The organism is Rhizobium sp. GW821-FHT14E12, from assembly GCF_058803745.1.
On record NZ_JBXAPH010000002.1, the window covers coordinates 737,846 to 752,765 of the forward strand.

13 protein-coding genes are annotated in these 14,920 nt (G+C 58.5%); 6 read left to right on the top strand and 7 right to left on the bottom strand.

What is annotated here, in order from left to right:
- Positions 1-34: 34 nt before the first annotated feature.
- From AC1RO0_RS11525 to AC1RO0_RS11550, 6 genes are all read right to left on the bottom strand, one after another.
- Complete coding sequence (locus AC1RO0_RS11525) at positions 35-1,036, bottom strand: glycosyltransferase family 2 protein (protein WP_498593018.1); 1,002 nt, start codon at positions 1,034-1,036, stop codon at positions 35-37.
- Between the two features lie 5 nt (positions 1,037-1,041).
- Positions 1,042-2,778, bottom strand: coding sequence for an exopolysaccharide biosynthesis protein (locus tag AC1RO0_RS11530; protein WP_498593019.1), 1,737 nt, complete (start codon positions 2,776-2,778; stop codon positions 1,042-1,044).
- The gene (locus tag AC1RO0_RS11535) at positions 2,775-4,814 is read right to left on the bottom strand and encodes a glycosyltransferase (protein WP_498593020.1); all 2,040 of its coding nucleotides are present in this window, start codon (positions 4,812-4,814) and stop codon (positions 2,775-2,777) included. The genes AC1RO0_RS11530 and AC1RO0_RS11535 overlap by 4 nt, the downstream gene beginning before the upstream one ends.
- On the bottom strand, positions 4,811-6,211 hold the full coding sequence (locus tag AC1RO0_RS11540) for a hypothetical protein (RefSeq protein ID WP_498593021.1): 1,401 nt from the start codon (positions 6,209-6,211) through the stop codon (positions 4,811-4,813). The genes AC1RO0_RS11535 and AC1RO0_RS11540 overlap by 4 nt, the downstream gene beginning before the upstream one ends.
- 125 nt (positions 6,212-6,336) lie before the next feature.
- Complete coding sequence (locus AC1RO0_RS11545; protein ID WP_498593022.1) at positions 6,337-7,029, bottom strand: class I SAM-dependent methyltransferase; 693 nt, start codon at positions 7,027-7,029, stop codon at positions 6,337-6,339.
- Positions 7,030-7,195: 166 nt separating this feature from the next.
- Complete coding sequence (locus tag AC1RO0_RS11550; protein WP_498593023.1) at positions 7,196-7,921, bottom strand: sugar transferase; 726 nt, start codon at positions 7,919-7,921, stop codon at positions 7,196-7,198.
- Between the two features lie 290 nt (positions 7,922-8,211).
- Here AC1RO0_RS11550 and AC1RO0_RS11555 point away from each other — a divergent pair, with 290 nt between their 5' ends.
- From AC1RO0_RS11555 to AC1RO0_RS11570, 4 genes are all read left to right on the top strand, one after another.
- Positions 8,212-9,318 carry an IS630 family transposase gene (locus tag AC1RO0_RS11555; protein ID WP_498593024.1) on the top strand — a complete coding sequence of 369 codons (1,107 nt, stop codon included), beginning with the start codon at positions 8,212-8,214 and terminating at the stop codon, positions 9,316-9,318.
- Positions 9,319-9,443: 125 nt separating this feature from the next.
- The gene (locus AC1RO0_RS11560; protein ID WP_498593368.1) at positions 9,444-10,517 is read left to right on the top strand and encodes a glycosyltransferase; all 1,074 of its coding nucleotides are present in this window, start codon (positions 9,444-9,446) and stop codon (positions 10,515-10,517) included.
- A 36-nt stretch (positions 10,518-10,553) separates the two neighbouring features.
- Positions 10,554-11,924, top strand: coding sequence for a polysaccharide biosynthesis/export family protein (locus AC1RO0_RS11565; RefSeq protein WP_498593025.1), 1,371 nt, complete (start codon positions 10,554-10,556; stop codon positions 11,922-11,924).
- A 228-nt stretch (positions 11,925-12,152) separates the two neighbouring features.
- Entirely contained in the window at positions 12,153-12,593 is a 441-nt protein-coding gene (locus AC1RO0_RS11570) for a hypothetical protein (RefSeq protein WP_498593026.1), read from the top strand.
- A 174-nt stretch (positions 12,594-12,767) separates the two neighbouring features.
- On the opposite strand, the gene AC1RO0_RS11575 is transcribed toward AC1RO0_RS11570, so the two are convergent.
- Positions 12,768-13,139 carry a COG4315 family predicted lipoprotein gene (locus AC1RO0_RS11575; protein WP_498593027.1) on the bottom strand — a complete coding sequence of 124 codons (372 nt, stop codon included), beginning with the start codon at positions 13,137-13,139 and terminating at the stop codon, positions 12,768-12,770.
- A 319-nt stretch (positions 13,140-13,458) separates the two neighbouring features.
- Between AC1RO0_RS11575 and AC1RO0_RS11580 the strand changes: the two genes are divergently transcribed.
- Both AC1RO0_RS11580 and AC1RO0_RS11585 read left to right on the top strand, forming a co-directional pair.
- A complete protein-coding gene (locus AC1RO0_RS11580) occupies positions 13,459-14,478 on the top strand; it encodes a sensor histidine kinase (RefSeq protein WP_498593028.1) in 1,020 nt (339 codons plus the stop codon).
- Between the two features lie 61 nt (positions 14,479-14,539).
- On the top strand, positions 14,540-14,878 hold the full coding sequence (locus AC1RO0_RS11585) for a hypothetical protein (protein WP_498593029.1): 339 nt from the start codon (positions 14,540-14,542) through the stop codon (positions 14,876-14,878).
- Positions 14,879-14,920: the final 42 nt, after the last annotated feature.

Below are 14,920 nucleotides of genomic sequence, written 5' to 3' on the forward strand. Positions count from 1 at the left end.
CCTACCTCCCAATCCGAGGTCGGGCTTATGGGTGTTACAGCAGCGACTGAATCATCCCGAGGGTCGAGCGCTTGCCTCCATTCAGCCGATAGGCAAGCCCGCCGCGTGCCCGTCGGTTTGGGAGCACCATGGTCAGCAACCAGAATGCGGCGACGGTCGCCTTGGTCTTCATCGGATAGGCCTCCCGCCAAAGCTGGCGAAGCAATTCAAGCAGACGCCCGATCGGTGGGCGCCGCCCTTCGGCTATCGCCAGGTAGAAACTGCGCTCGAGATAAAAATAGGCCCGCTCGGGCTGAACCAGTTCGTCTGCCCGACCATACTGCGCCAGAATCCGCCGCAGGTGGCTCATCCGCTGGACAAAGCGGTTCAACTCCCCACGCAATGAAGCCGGCTCGACAGCTCGGCCCAGCCCGGAAATGTTGCGGCCATGAACGCGGTAGCGGCCCAGTTCATCAGACAGGCTCACGACATCGCCCATGAACGGCGCGGCAAACAGGATCACTCCATCCACCGCGCGGTCGTAAGTCATCTCTCGAAGATGTTCGCACAGGTCACGCCTGAACACGTTTCCGGATGTCGGCGGGGTGGTGTAGACGCCTGTGCGCAGCACGAGATCGGCAATCGCTTCACGTTCACGGAACGCTTTCAGAGGCGTTGCGGCACTTGTGACATCACCTCGGTCATTGATCCGGGTCAGCGAGAATTGAAGCTTGGCAACGCCGCTGTCCAGCTTCGAAATGATCGTTGCGAGCGAACCTGGAGCCAGTTCGTCGTCCGCATCCAGAAACAGAACGAACGGCGCCTGCGTCCGCTCCAATCCGTAAAGACCTGCCGCCCGTTGCCCGCTGTTTTCAATGCGATAGGCGGTCACGCCCTCACCCTGAATGACGTCCCAGGACGAATCGGTCGAGCCGTCGTCGATGACGACGAGCTCGCAATCGTCGCGGCCCTGTGAAACGACGCTACGGATCGCCTTCGCCACATAGGTTTCATAATTCCAGCAGGTAATAACAACGGCGATTTTCGGAGCTTCCATTCTTGTCATGCCTTTGCCCGGTTGATCACAGTGCCAATCACATTGGCGCCAGAGCGTCGCAATTGCTGTAAAGTGTCGTTGACTTGTTCTGTGGTCGTCCGCCCGGCACTGGCGACGATCAGAACCGCATCGGCGTGAATCGCCAGCGCCTGCGCATCCGTCGAGTCGCCGACCGGCGGCAAACCGAGAAGCACGTCACCCCTGGCGCGGGCTGCCTCGACGACACGCGCGACACGCCGGTCGCGGAAATCGACATAGAGATTTGTCAAGGCATTCGCGGAATGTATGGGGAGCACGGCAATGCCGTCATCGTCTCCACGCCCATTCCCGAAGATCACCTGTTCCGGCCGCATGTCGGCAACGAGTGCATCGGCCAACGACGTTGTCGGCAAAGCATCGGGACCATCGTCGATAAGGTCGATCTGCCCCATCTCGGCATTGAAAAGCGTCGTATGCCGACCGCTCCGGCTGATGAATTGCGCCAGGCTCAGGCACAGCGTCGACACGCCATTGCCGGCTTCCCAGCCCGCGACCGCGATCACGATGCCTCGTTCGTTGCGAATGGCCGAGCAGGCGATCTCGATGGATGTCCTGAGATCGCGTATCGCCACGGCATAGGCGCTGCCGGGCAGGTTGACGACGAGGGACGTTCTGCTGCTGTACGGGCCTCGCCTGAGGCTCGCCCGGCTTGCCGCGTCCGGCAAGGTTCCGAGACATGGTATCCCCGTGTCCCGCACCAGATCCTTGGCGTTGCGAACCTTGCGATCCAGCGCCAGGTTGAGCGCAATCAAGGAGAAGCCGGCGAGCAGCCCGAGAACACCTCCAAGCGCCGTGATCAACGATGCGCGCGGCGCCGACGGGCTCAATGGCGGCAGCGCGGCGCCGATAATGCGGGCATCGCCGTCCGGCGTCGGAATGGCCGGCAGCTTGCCCTGCTCCATGGCTTCCGTCGCAGCATCCACTTGCGCGGCCAGGGCATCGAGGCGCCATTGAAGCACCTCGGTTCCCGCCTGGGCCATCTCCGCCTTGAAAGAGACCGCTTGCAGGATATAGCCCGACACGGCCGCATTGGCGACACGGGCGGCAAGGGCCGGATCGGAAGATGAGTAACTGATTTCCATGACATAGGATTGGCCAACCCGGCGGACGTCCAGACGCTGAGCGAAATTCTGGAATGCCGCTTGACGCGCATCGGTGGCGGGGGGCGCGATATTGCTTGCCGCAGCCACCCCATCGGGCCGGGCTGTTTTGCCAGTCTCCGATGTTACCGCACCGGTTCCTGTCCCCGGCTCGCTCAAGATACGACGCATATTGCTGACGATAAGATCGAGCATCCGAGGCGGCTGCGGACCGAGCTCCGCACTGTTTTGCAGATTCAAGCTGTCGAAAACTGCCGAGAGCAGGCGCTCCGAACGGATAATCTGAAGCTCGCTGTCTGCCCTGTTCAGGTCGAGATTCTGCGCACCACTCCCGTCCTGACCCGAAGCCAAGGTCGCGCGGCGCGGTTCAAGCAGCAGCGTCGCTGTTGCCGTATAGATCCGCGGCAGGGAATGGGCATGGAATGCCGCCAGACCGATCCCGACGGCCGTGCATAGGATAAGTTTGGTTTTGTGCTGCAGGGCAAGCGCGCACATCGATCGCAGGAGGGCGACCGGTCCTTCATTGGGGTTTTCCGTAGGAGCGTCATCGAGCCGCCAAAGCCGGGACGAGCGTTCCAAAAGAGACGGATTGTTCTGCGTCATCTAGTCGTCACCTCCGACTTAAGTTGCCCCGTGCTGTTTTTCGCTGTCAGCCCTGCCGCGCGCTCGGGTTCCAAGCGGCCGCGAAGAAGATCCGCGATTGCGATCAGATTGCCTCTGGCCCGTCCGCGCCTGTCGACGAAGGGTTCGGGCCATGCCGCGCGTGTAAAATTCATGGCCATGTTGCAAATGATGTGGTTCGCGACCTTTGCGCCCGTCATCGTGCCTTTTCGCAGCATGTAGATGGGATTTACGATCTGCGAATAGCCAAAGCGCTCGCCGCTTATCCGGCCGTTCTTCACCCCCATATGCACGCCGAATGCTTCCGCGCATTTGACGAAACGACCGCCGCGCTTGGCAAGCGCCGCGGCAAAATCTCGATCCTCCAGCCAGCCGTAGAGCACGAGACGCTCGTCGAAACGGGTCTCTCCGATGGCTTGCGCGCGGAATGCCATGTTGCAGCCATAGGGACTGTAGGGCTCGATCCAGCTCCAGTCGCTCGGCGTAGCAGCCTCCACCAAGCGCAATGCCTCTTCGAAACCGATGCCTGGGCCGTTGACACCATCAGCAAGCACCCGCCCGGTAAAGCCGACGATCTGGCTGTCGTCACGAAACGACCTTGCGGCGGCGGCAAGCCAATTCCTGTCCGCAATGAAATCGTCGTCGAAGAAGGCGACGATCTCGGTCTCTTCCGGCAGGCTCAGAAGCGCCGTATTGCGCTGTGTGGTCAGGCCCGGCAAACCGGTCACCACCGTCACTTCCGAATGCCCGACCAGATCGCCCGCATCCGCAAGATCGATGCAGGACACGATAACGGCCTCAGGCTTCAGCGTTTGCGTGGCAAGCAGATGGCGGACCGTGGCGCTCACGACACCAGGGCGCCCGCGCGTGGCGATGACGACGGCCGTGCGCGGAACGCTCGCAGTGACCGGTCTATAGGTCTTCGGGTGCGCTGCCGGCCGCTCAAGCAGTTCCATATAGCCGGCGGCCGTCTGCAACCAGGAAAAATGCCGGACTTGCTCATATCCCTTTCCGACCAGCTCGCTGCGCAGCTCCGGCGTCTCCTTGAGCGCGCGGATATGCCGGATCCAGGCGGCCGGGTCCGAGGGTGAAGCGAGCAGAGCGGCGTCGCCGCAGACTTCCGGCATGCTCGCGGTGTACGACGCGATGACTGGACAACCGTGTGCCATGGCCTCGACGATCGGAAGGCCGAAACCTTCCGTCAGCGACGGAAAGGTGAGGCAGAGCGCCCTTTCGAGCAGATAGGCCAGATCGTGGTCCGACACGCGGCCGATCAGATGGACGTTCGATCGCTGCTTCAGAGCGCCGGGTACGAAGATCTCGGCACCACCACCGGCAATCACGATATCCACGCCGATCTCGTCAAGCCCGGGAGCCGCATCGACGAGCAGCGCGAGGTTCTTGTGACGCGCCCTGGAGCCCAGAGCCAGAATGAACCGGCGATCGCTCTGCCCAAAGGTTTCGGCAATTAAGCCCGGCGCCATTTGCGCGAGCGCCGGGTCCCAGCTCAAAGCGTGCTCATGGCCGTTCGGAAGCACGGCGATGTCCTCGATCCGGATTGGCAGATGCCGGGCGATCTGGCGCGCCGCGGCATGGGAAACCGTGGCGATCCGCGCGGACCGGCGCACGAGAAGCGGCTGCAGCGTCTGATAAACCATCCGAAAGGTACGATTATAGCTCTCGGGAGCCGAGAATACGTTGGCATCATGGATGCAGACGATTTGATCGGCCTTGGAGGCCGGCGCGGTGTTGCAGAGGTTGAGGAGCCGACCGGGCCACTGGGAAGGCAAGGTGATCTGCTCCCAGGGGTGCCCAGAAAGAGGTCCCGACTGGATCAGAGGCATATGACTGAAACCCGGGTTTGGCGTCCCCGACGGAGCAATGATCGCCGCCCGCGCATCCGCCGCAGCGAGCGCCTCATCCAATGCGCGCACGACATTCGACGCATAACGCTGCACGCCCGTTGCGTTCTGCGTGAAGAAGCGGCCATTGACCGCGAAGAGGGCAGCGGCATTCATATGGTTGCTCCTATCGGACGACTGGCGCGCACGACCTGTGTGCCGCGCTCCGGTTGGGCCGAGGCCATGGCGGCCAACATGCAGAAGAACAGGCCCTGATCGATGACCGGGCTCACCAGCATGTCGCCGACCAGCAACCCCAAACAGCCGTTGCGCGCTGCGAGGCGCGCGTCGGCCATGAAACTTCCCTGGACGCCACGCTTTTTGATCAATGCGTCGAATGCGAAAGCCAGATAGAAGATCGTTCCGGGAACGCCGACATTCGCAAGCAGCGCCAGCAGGAAACTGGAGGTACGGGCTGTCCCGAGACCAACCCCCACTCCCAGACTGTCGAAGACATTTTGGATTGCGGCCATGTTCCAGGAATTGCGTTCAATCCCGGAATCGGACGTGGATTTGCCGAGGGCCACGATGTCGATGTAATTATAAATAAGCTTCGACATGTCCGGGTCGATCGCGGCCAGGAGGCCAACCGCCAACGACACCAACGGCACAAAGACGATCGCGACCGTGGCGGTGCGGCTGGTACTCTTCCGTCCGCTGACCTGCAAGGCGGTTGCAAAAAGGATGAGCACCATGACCGGAGCGCCGACGAGCCCGGTCGACGACGTCGACATCACAACCAGCACCAGGGATATGGCGGCGATCGGGCCGCTAATGTAGGGCCGGCGACCGCAAAGCCAGAGCGTCCCGGTAAAAGCGAAGACGCCGAGCGTTGAGCGGGCAAAGGAGGATGCCTCGGTAAACGACCCAACGATGCGCTTCACGCCGGCAATCTGGTCATCGGTATGAAGCGTGTATTGGGCGTTCCGCATGAATGCGAGGATACCTTGCGAGCCTGTCGAATAAGTACCGATGTCGAGCAGTGCGAAGACGGTGTTGGCGACGCTATAGGCGAGCAGTCCGGCGAGAACGGCTTGGAAGCCACGATAGCTTGATGCGACCGCAACCGTCATTGCGAAGCAGATGAGGTTACCGACCATGTAGACGCTTTGCGTGAAGTTGCTCGATACCGGCACCAGCGGTACGGTGGACCGCGTATCGCCGAAGACCGTGGTTCCGAGCGGCACGATCTGCGTCACCCCCGTCAGGAGCCGTGGCGCGAAATAGGCGCTCATCACGCCATAGACAACCAGAAGTGCAAACCAAAAACCGGGTTCACCAGGGCGTAGCGCATGGACGAACGCCCCTGCCGTCCGCTCGCGCGTAATGACGCCAAGTACGAGGAAGCCGAGAAGAACATGGCCCGGCTGAATGTTCGCCGAACCGATGAACATTGCCGCCGCCGATCCAAGCACCGCCGTCACCGCCAGCATCACAACCGTCGCCCCGTTGCCGAGAAACAGGCAGAGCAACCCACTCAAGATGGCGACAATGCCGATCGGCTCGATACTCATGATATTGCCTCCCCGCATTCTCGCCGCGCACGCACGGGCAGGCAAAGGAAAGGCTCGCCGGGATGGATGTTCCGACCTATCGTGTGTTGAGCTGCGACATTCGTCCCGGGCAGCGGCATGGAAGTCTACTCTGCCAAAACGAGAAGCGAGTAGCCGCCAAGCAGCCGCACGGCCAAATCCGGATTGATGGAAAAGAGCAGCTTTCGCGGCAGTCGCATCAACGCGCTGCTGAATGCCTGATTGGGCAACTCCAGACGACTTGCCGTGTACTTATAGTCAATGACCGAGTATCCACAGTCCTTGAGCGTGGCAATTGCCGTATCCTTGAAGAAGTAATGCAGATGCCCGACATTGGCGCGAAGCTTGGTTATCGGCCATGCACGCAGCACCGACTGCACTGAAAGATCCAGCGGAATGTGGAAGATCTTGTAGCGGCCGCAGGGCCGCAGATCCTTGATGAAGGAAATATAACTTTCCACATGCTCTATCACATCGGCAATGACGACAACGTCGTAGTGGCTGTCTTTTTCCTCGACGACGTTCGCTAGATGAAAGGAAACGTTGCTTTTCTCTTTCGTCTTGGCGCGCTGATAGGCATGGGGAGAAATCTCGTAGCCCGCAAACTGGACCGTTGGAAAGCTGCGGGACAGATTGAGAAGAATCTCGCCCGTGCCACAGCCGACCTCGCAGAGGCTATCAAAGCGAAGCCCGTTTTTTCTGATGATCTCCTCGATCTGGCGCGCTTTCCAAGGAGAATCCTCTTCGTGCCAGGTGGGGTTCAGTTCAGCATACTGATCGGAAACATAAATATCCTGCAAAACTGACTATCCTTATACTGAGATACTAAGTTCAGTTCTGGCAGGCCGTCACGGAAAGCAGCAACGCGGCCGCGAAAAGCCGCCGGTTACTTCCGCTCGTCAACGGCGTACCGTCTCAAGTCCCTACTGGATTATCCCGGCGTCGCGCATGAAGCGTCGCGACAGCTCAATAGCTGCCTCGCGAGGACAGAACCGCTGGAATGGTCCTGACCATAATCACCATATCGCCCCACAAACTCCGCTCGGCCACATAGCGTGCGTCGAGTTCGACACGCGCATTGTAGCTGGTGTCGCTGCGCCCGCTGACCTGCCAGAGACCGGTCAGGCCAGGACGCACCTTCATATAGTCGGCAAAATAGGCGCCATAGAGCTCGGCCTCGCTCGGAACGATCGGACGTGGGCCAACAAGGCTCATTTCTCCCCGAAGTACATTCAGGAGTTGAGGAATTTCGTCGACGCTGTTCTTGCGCAGAAGCTTGCCGAACGGCGTGACTCGAGGATCATCCCTGAGCTTCCGCGTGGCCTTCCATTCAGCCATGGCGGCAGGATGAGCCTCGAGATGCTGCGCAAGCACTTCCTCGCTGTTTGTGACCATCGTTCTAAACTTGAGGCAGGAGAACAACACCCCGTTCCTGCCGACGCGCCGATGGGACAGGAAGATCGGCCGGCCCTGCGTTACCAGAAGGATTGCCGCCACCATCAGGATCATCGGCAATAGTACCATCAGAGCGATCCCAGCCAAAATACTGTCGATGCAATACTTGGCGGAATCCGACGCGACACGAGTGGTCGAGCTCCTTGAAGTCGCCAAACCCGCCGAAACACCGGCCCGTCGTCGCATCCGCAGACTATCCAGTGTGTCTAATTCGCTTCTCAGATCAATTTCCCTCATCTGCTTGCTCCATACTCGAAAGATATAAAGAAATACCGCCTGATATGCTCAGACATCGCCGATTTCGGAATGTAGAGTTACGTTAACAAATAATAAATAAATTGACAATGTCTTTATTGCGACGCAATATGTGTGTATCAAACACCAACAATTGTGTTAATACAGAAAGAAAGTTGGTGTTATTAAGTCTAGTTTTTAGATTTTCAGTTTTATATATTTGAATTTATTCATATTCAATTGGAACTTAAGTTCGTATCATTGTTCTGTACTTGATTTGGGGGACCCTAACGATGGCGGGCACGACTGGGCGGCCGACGGCGCCGTTGGTTCTGACTGAGGAAGAGCGGGCGTATTTGAGGCAGCAGGCTTCCCAGGAAGAGGCGGCCGCTCGGTCTATGTCCGAGCGCTGCCGGATCATTCTGCGCTGCGCCGACGGTATCGCCAGCAAGGCGGTGGCCGCGGAACTGAATGTCCATGAAAACACCGTCGGCAAGTGGCGGCGGCGCTTTCTGCGGGATCGCATCGAGGGGCTCTTCGATGCCGACCGCTCAGGCCGGCCGCGCACGATCAACGATGATCAGATTGCCGCCGTGATCGAACGTACTCTCAAGTCGACACCCGAGGATGGAAGTCAGTGGTCGATCCGTTCCATGGCGGCGGCAACAGGCTTCTCGCACACGACGATCCGGCGGATCTGGGCCGCGTTCGGACTCCAACCACATCATTCGCAAACATCTCAGCCGTCGAGCGTTCCGCCGTTGATCGATAAGGTCTGCGATGTCGTTGGGCTCCATCTGGCGCCACCCAACCGTGTGCTGGCGCTCAGCGTCGATAAGAAGAGCCATGGACGAGCGCATAATCATGGGCAATCCGGCCCATCAATGATGCCGGACCAGGCGGAGCGGCACATGCATTCCCAGGCGCAACCAGGTGTGCCCCCCTTGCTTGCAGCGCTTGACCTCATCTCCGGCTTCGTGATCGGCAATTACGATAAGCGGCACAGGGCCACAGAGCTTCTCGATTTTCTCAGACAGATCGATGCCAGCGTCCCCTTCGATCTCGAAGTCCACATTATCATGGATAACCATGCAACCCATAAAATTGCGGCTGTCCGATCCTGGCTCGCCCGCCATCCTCGTTATCATGTCCACTTCACCCCAACATCGGCTTCCTGGCTCAATCAAGTGGAGAGCTGGTTTGCCGAACTAGGCCGCAAGCAATTGCAGCGTGACGTCCGCACCTCAACCAGCGAACTGGAAGCCAATATCCGCGCATTCGTCGAAAGCCACGCTGAAAGCTTCAAACCTTACAGTTGGACGAAGCCAGCCGATGAGACCCGCTCCTCGGCGAAGAGCTTTCGATTGAAGACAGCTCAATCGCAATATCGCCAACTTTAAATTGATGCAAGCAGACGAATAATACATAAAATTACCCAAGAGATCTGCGCGTAAACTTTGAATTTGTTATTTTGTTTCCGGAGTACTTCATGCGCGTTGCAATCATACATTATTGGCTGGTTGGAATGCGTGGAGGAGAAAAAGTTCTGGAGGCCCTTTGCAGAATGTATCCGTGCGCCGACATCTTTACACATGTCTATGATGCATCAGCCGTTTCCGACGTCATCAAGCAGCACAGGATCCACACGACCTTCATCGACCGGCTTCCCGGCGCAAAGAAGCTCTACAAGAAATACCTGCCTTTGATGCCGATGGCCCTGGAGCAGATGGACCTCAATGAATACGACCTCGTCATCAGCAGCGAGTCCGGACCTTCCAAGGGTATAATACCAAGTCCGGCGGCGTTACATGTTTGTTACTGTCATTCGCCGATGCGATACATATGGAACATGTATAATAGATACTATGATAGTTCGGGCCTGATGACCCGGCTGATGATGCCGCCGCTCGCCCATTACTTGAGAACTTGGGATGTTGCCACGGCCAATCGAGTAGATCACTTTGCCGCCAATTCGGCGACGGTTGCTCAGAGGATCAAGAGCTACTACCGACGGGATTCCGAGATCATTCATCCCCCGGTGGACACCACTGCCTTTCACCCGGTCCCCTCGTCTGAGGTCGGCGACCATTATCTGATGGTGGGCGAACTGGTAAGCTACAAGCGGCCCGACCTTGCGGTGGAGGCCTTCAATCTCATGAAAGCGAAGCTCGTCGTCATCGGCGGCGGTGAAATGCTCGAGCGTATGCGCAAGATAGCAGGACCTACCGTGACGATCATGGGTCCTCAGCCATTCGATGTCCTGAGAGAACAGTATTCGCGCTGCAAGGCGCTTATCTTTCCTGGCGAGGAGGATTTCGGGATCGTGCCGGTGGAAGCCATGGCGAGCGGGCGGCCTGTCATCGCATTTGGCCGCGGCGGCGCGACCGAAACGGTGGTGGCGGACAAGACGGGCGTCTTCTTCGACATACAGACAACCGAAGCCATAATCGATGCTGTCGAGCGCCTGGAGCGAATGGATTTCAATCCGGCGGATGCCGTTGCCCGCGCCGCCGAGTTCAGGACGGACGTCTTCATCGAGAAATTCAAGTTTTTCGTCGGCAAATCAATCGGTGAGCGCGCCAATGTCGGTCATTTGTAGAGGGTCGCGGCTGGTGCCGGACAGGAGTGGAACGTCATGCGATCAGATGTTGCTTTAACCCATCGGCAAGCGAGCCACGCGCCGGTTATCGTTCGTGCCAGGCCTCGCCGTTTTTCGGCTTGCCGGCTCTCCTTTCTGGCTGCGATCGCCCTCTTCGAAATACTGGGCATTTCCAGTGCCTGGGCAGATGACTATGTGCTCGGCCCCCAGGACAGACTGAAGATCCGGGTGTTCGAATGGCGGCCGATGGCCGGGGCAGCGGTCGAGTGGGCGCCGCTCACCGGGGAGTTTGTCGTATCGCCGGCGGGCAACCTGTCGATGCCCATCATCGGGACAGTGCCGGCGGCCGGCATGACCCTTGAGCAAGTCTCCGACTCCATCGGCGAGCGCTTGAAGACGCAAGTCGGCATGCAGAAGCGCCCCAATGCATCTGTCGAGGTCGCTGAATATCGTCCGTTCTTCCTCACCGGGCTGGTGACCCGGCCGGGGAAATATAGCTACAGCCCCGGCCTCACGGTCGTTCAGGCGCTGAGCATGGCGGGGGGAACCTTTGGATTGATCGACCCAAATCTTGTCGGCCTACAGCGTGACGCTCTGGTCGCTCGCGGCGACCTCAGGACCCTGGAGGTCGAGCGCCTCAGCCTTCTTGCCAGACAGGCGCGTCTGGACGCCGTCACACAGGACCAACCCTCGATCACCTTTCCGCCGGATTTGACGACGCGGGCAAGTGACGCAACGGTCGATCGCATGATGAGAGAGGAGCAGGATCTCTTCGATACGCGCCAGCGGTCGTTGAGTACCGAGATCGACGCCCTCAATCAGGCCAAGCTGCTTGCAACCAACCAGATAGAGGCGTTGAATTCCAAGGCCGTCTCGCTTGCCAAGCAGATCGAGCTTGCCAACAAGGATGTGGGGACGGTCAGTAAACTGATTTCGCAGGGATTGACCGTGTCGTCCCGCGAGCTCGGGGCCAACCAGAACCTGGCGCAGCTCCAAAGCCAGAACCTCGACGTTGCACTCGCCAATCTCAAGGCCCGGCAGGACATTGCAAAGGCAGACGGCGACATTGCCGATGCCAGCAACCGCTACCGTGTCCAGGCATTGACCGAAGCGACAGAGGTACGCGACCGCCTCGCCTCCAACAAGGAGAAGACGATAACGACGCGCGGGCTGCTTGAGAATATCCAGGCGCGCGCTCCGGCGGCGGCGGCAAACATGGCCGCGGACGATACCCAGCGCACGCTTGTCACGACCATCGACCGCATCGTCAACGGCGCATTGCGGACCATCGTCGTCGGCGATAATGATCCGGTCGTCCCGGGGGATGTCATTCGCGTGGAAGACCAAAAGACGGCGCCTTCCGAGCAGGCCACGAACAACAGCATCAAGCCCGCCATTTCCCCCTGAGCCCTGATTTTTTCGCTCGAAGATTGCACACATGCGGCGGCGGCGTGAGAGCGAAAAATCCGTGTCGTCGCGGCAACTCACGTTTATCGTGTGATCCGATTAGCACTCAGTTCGCTTTATGATAGCGAAGCATGCTTCAGGCTGTATTGTTATTGCAAGGAAGTCCAGTAACTTCCCCGAATTACTAGGCTTGGCAATGATTTCGGCTTGTTCTACGAGCGGAGATAATTGATACTGGCAGCAATACCAATCTCGATTCTGGATTGGATGCTCGGAGTTGAACGTTTGATGGCATGGGGCCTCGTTCTTTCATTTGCTGTCGGTGCTTTATGCGCTCTAAGAGTGCCGATCCTTCACTTCACCATCATAGTATTGGCTATCGTGGTGGGCTACGCGGTGATGAATATCGGCACAGCGAGCTCAGCAATCGAGATTTTTTCATGGGCCGCACTTTTGGCCGTCATCCTTGAAGCCGGTTACGTTTTCCCGCACCTGTTGTTCTACGTCGTCTATGTGAAATTGCTCGGGCGTGATCGTCGGAGGTCTTCTGGTATAGGAACCGGTTTTTTTAACTATAGCCCGTTTCGCGGACACCAAGACGAGATGTTGTCATCGGCACCGGAACGTGTGAATGCCGAGACGAAAGCCGGGCCGCGAATTCAAGATTGAAACGGTGAGCGTGCTCAGCTGACGGGAACAGCGCACCACCTGATATGAAGGGCAACAGCCTAAGAGGCACATCATGCCCTATGGAGTGAGTCCGGTGACCTGAACGCGGCGGTTCTGTTATTGCGGACAGAGGACGATCCAAGGACCGCCCTCTCCCAAATGTGCACCGTCCAGCTATTTGGCTACATGCCAAACCTTGCCAATGCCATCACCGGTCATGTCTCCGGATTTTTTATCGCCGGCAAAGGTGTAGAGTGGCTTACCACCATAGGCCCACATTTGTTGACCGTCCGCATCCTTGACCAAAGACCACTCGCCCTCTGCCTTGGCCTTGTCGGCAGTGCGAAAGGCTGGCCACTTCTTCAGGCAATCCTTATCGCAGTTTGATTTTCCGGGGGCATCCTTATCGAAGGTATAGAGGGTCATGCCCTTTTCGGTGGCCATGACCTTGCCCATTTTGGTGTCGACCATCTTGACGGGCTCGGCCGCCAGAGTCGGCAATGCCGTTGCGGCCAAGAGGCCGATCGCGATCAGCAGCGTTTTCATGTTTTCCTCCCATTCGGGAGTGCCGACGAAATGCCGGTAGTGCCCGATATAGCCATATGGAAACGTCCGGTCGCGACCGTAGTTCCATTAAACGGCTGGACAATCGGCACAACGGAAATTGCCGCGCTATGCGTAAAGGGATGATATTGGGTGATAGGCCTGGCCATCACGAGTACGTGCACGGGATTCCTCCCACTGCCTTATCGATCCGTGTTATTGTCCGCTAACGTGCATAGCAGCAGGCGCTGTCTTGAGCGACGACGTCCATACCGGGGAAGGCTTTCGCACCGCGAGCCTCCGGCCCCTGAGGACATCAACCATGACCATCCTCCCATCCCTACAGCCTGAAGGCGGGCTTAACCTTGCGCTGGCGGTGATCGCTTCATCGAGCGCTCCCCTGTTGCTTCTCGACGGCGACCTGATGGTAATCGCCGCAAGTGCATCGTTCTATCAGGAATTCCAGATCGAGCCGGTCGCACTGCCCAACCGCCAGCTGTCAGCCCTGGGCAATGGAGAGTGGAATGTGCGGCAATTGTCTTCTTTGCTGCACGCCACCGCCGCCGGGGCCGCCAGTGTCGACGCCTATGAAATGGACCTCGATCGTGAGGGCCAGACATCGCGGCGCCTGGTGTTGAACGCGCAGAAGCTCGATTACGGAGATCCCGCCCATATCCGGCTTCTTCTTTCCGTCTCCGATGTCACCGACGCCCGCCTTGCCGAAAAACTCAAGGATGATCTCCTGCGGGAGAAGGCAATCCTTCTGCAGGAGGTCCAGCATCGGGTGGCAAACAGCCTGCAGATCATTGCCAGTATCCTCATGCAAAGCGCGCGAAAAGTGCAATCGGAGGAAACCCGCACACATCTGCAGTCGGCGCATAGTCGGGTGATGTCGATCGCTGCCGTCCAGCAACAGTTGGTGGCCTCAAGACTAGGCGACGTTGAGCTCCGGTCATACTTTGAGCAGCTCTGCAAAAGCCTTGGCGCATCGATGATCCAGGATCCGAAGGAGCGCTCCATCGAAGTCAATGTCGACGACAGCAAGACCAAGGCCAACGTCTCAGTCAGCCTCGGCCTCATCGTCACGGAATTGGTGATCAATGCTCTCAAACACGCCTTCCCCGGCCATCGCAATGGCAAGATCATCGTCGACTATCACTCCAACGACACGCAATGGTCGATGTCGGTGCGCGACGACGGCATCGGCATTCCTGCGGACCCGGCAGGCTCCAAGCCCGGTCTGGGAACGGGAATCGTCGAAGCGATGGCAAAACAACTCGATGCCGAGTTCACGACGATCGCCGCCAAGCCGGGAGCAAAGGTGTCTATCGTCCACATGTGATCAACATCTGTCTGCCAATCGTGCAAGCCGCCGGTATTTCCCCATCATGAAAGATCAATCCATGACAATCGCGAATGAGGCAGTGCCTGCCTATCGTTGGTGCCCGCTCGAACTGGCGCCGGAAAATGACTTCGTGGGATTTTCGGGTGACAGGATGATCGGCAGGGTTTTCCTCGAGCCGCGGCCGCGTTTCAACGGTCTCTGGCATTGGTCGAGCACGACCGGATCCGATCCCGGCCTCGAAGTCCTGCGCCAAGGCTATGCCGCATCGGCGCAATTGGCCATAGAAGCGGTTCAGGCCTCATACGAAAATGCAATGGGCATCAGCCTGGTTTTTCGGCAAAAGGACAGGGCCGATGAAAACCCCATGGATCACAGCGGGATCATCTCAACGCCGTAGTGCTTCACCTTCGTGTTCAATTTCGGTCATCTGCCTCACGGG

Excerpts from the sequence above, each read along its gene's own strand:
- AC1RO0_RS11525 (WP_498593018.1), bottom strand. The coding sequence starts at position 1,036 with ATGGAAGCTCCGAAAATCGCCGTTGTTATTACCTGCTGGAATTATGAA.
- AC1RO0_RS11530 (WP_498593019.1), bottom strand. The coding sequence starts at position 2,778 with ATGACGCAGAACAATCCGTCTCTTTTGGAACGCTCGTCCCGGCTTTGG.
- AC1RO0_RS11535 (WP_498593020.1), bottom strand. The coding sequence starts at position 4,814 with ATGAATGCCGCTGCCCTCTTCGCGGTCAATGGCCGCTTCTTCACGCAG.
- AC1RO0_RS11540 (WP_498593021.1), bottom strand. The coding sequence starts at position 6,211 with ATGAGTATCGAGCCGATCGGCATTGTCGCCATCTTGAGTGGGTTGCTC.
- AC1RO0_RS11550 (WP_498593023.1), bottom strand. The coding sequence starts at position 7,921 with ATGAGGGAAATTGATCTGAGAAGCGAATTAGACACACTGGATAGTCTG.
- AC1RO0_RS11555 (WP_498593024.1), top strand. The coding sequence starts at position 8,212 with ATGGCGGGCACGACTGGGCGGCCGACGGCGCCGTTGGTTCTGACTGAG.
- AC1RO0_RS11560 (WP_498593368.1), top strand. The coding sequence starts at position 9,444 with ATGCGTGGAGGAGAAAAAGTTCTGGAGGCCCTTTGCAGAATGTATCCG.
- AC1RO0_RS11565 (WP_498593025.1), top strand. The coding sequence starts at position 10,554 with ATGCGATCAGATGTTGCTTTAACCCATCGGCAAGCGAGCCACGCGCCG.
- AC1RO0_RS11575 (WP_498593027.1), bottom strand. The coding sequence starts at position 13,139 with ATGAAAACGCTGCTGATCGCGATCGGCCTCTTGGCCGCAACGGCATTG.
- AC1RO0_RS11580 (WP_498593028.1), top strand. The coding sequence starts at position 13,459 with ATGACCATCCTCCCATCCCTACAGCCTGAAGGCGGGCTTAACCTTGCG.
- AC1RO0_RS11585 (WP_498593029.1), top strand. The coding sequence starts at position 14,540 with ATGACAATCGCGAATGAGGCAGTGCCTGCCTATCGTTGGTGCCCGCTC.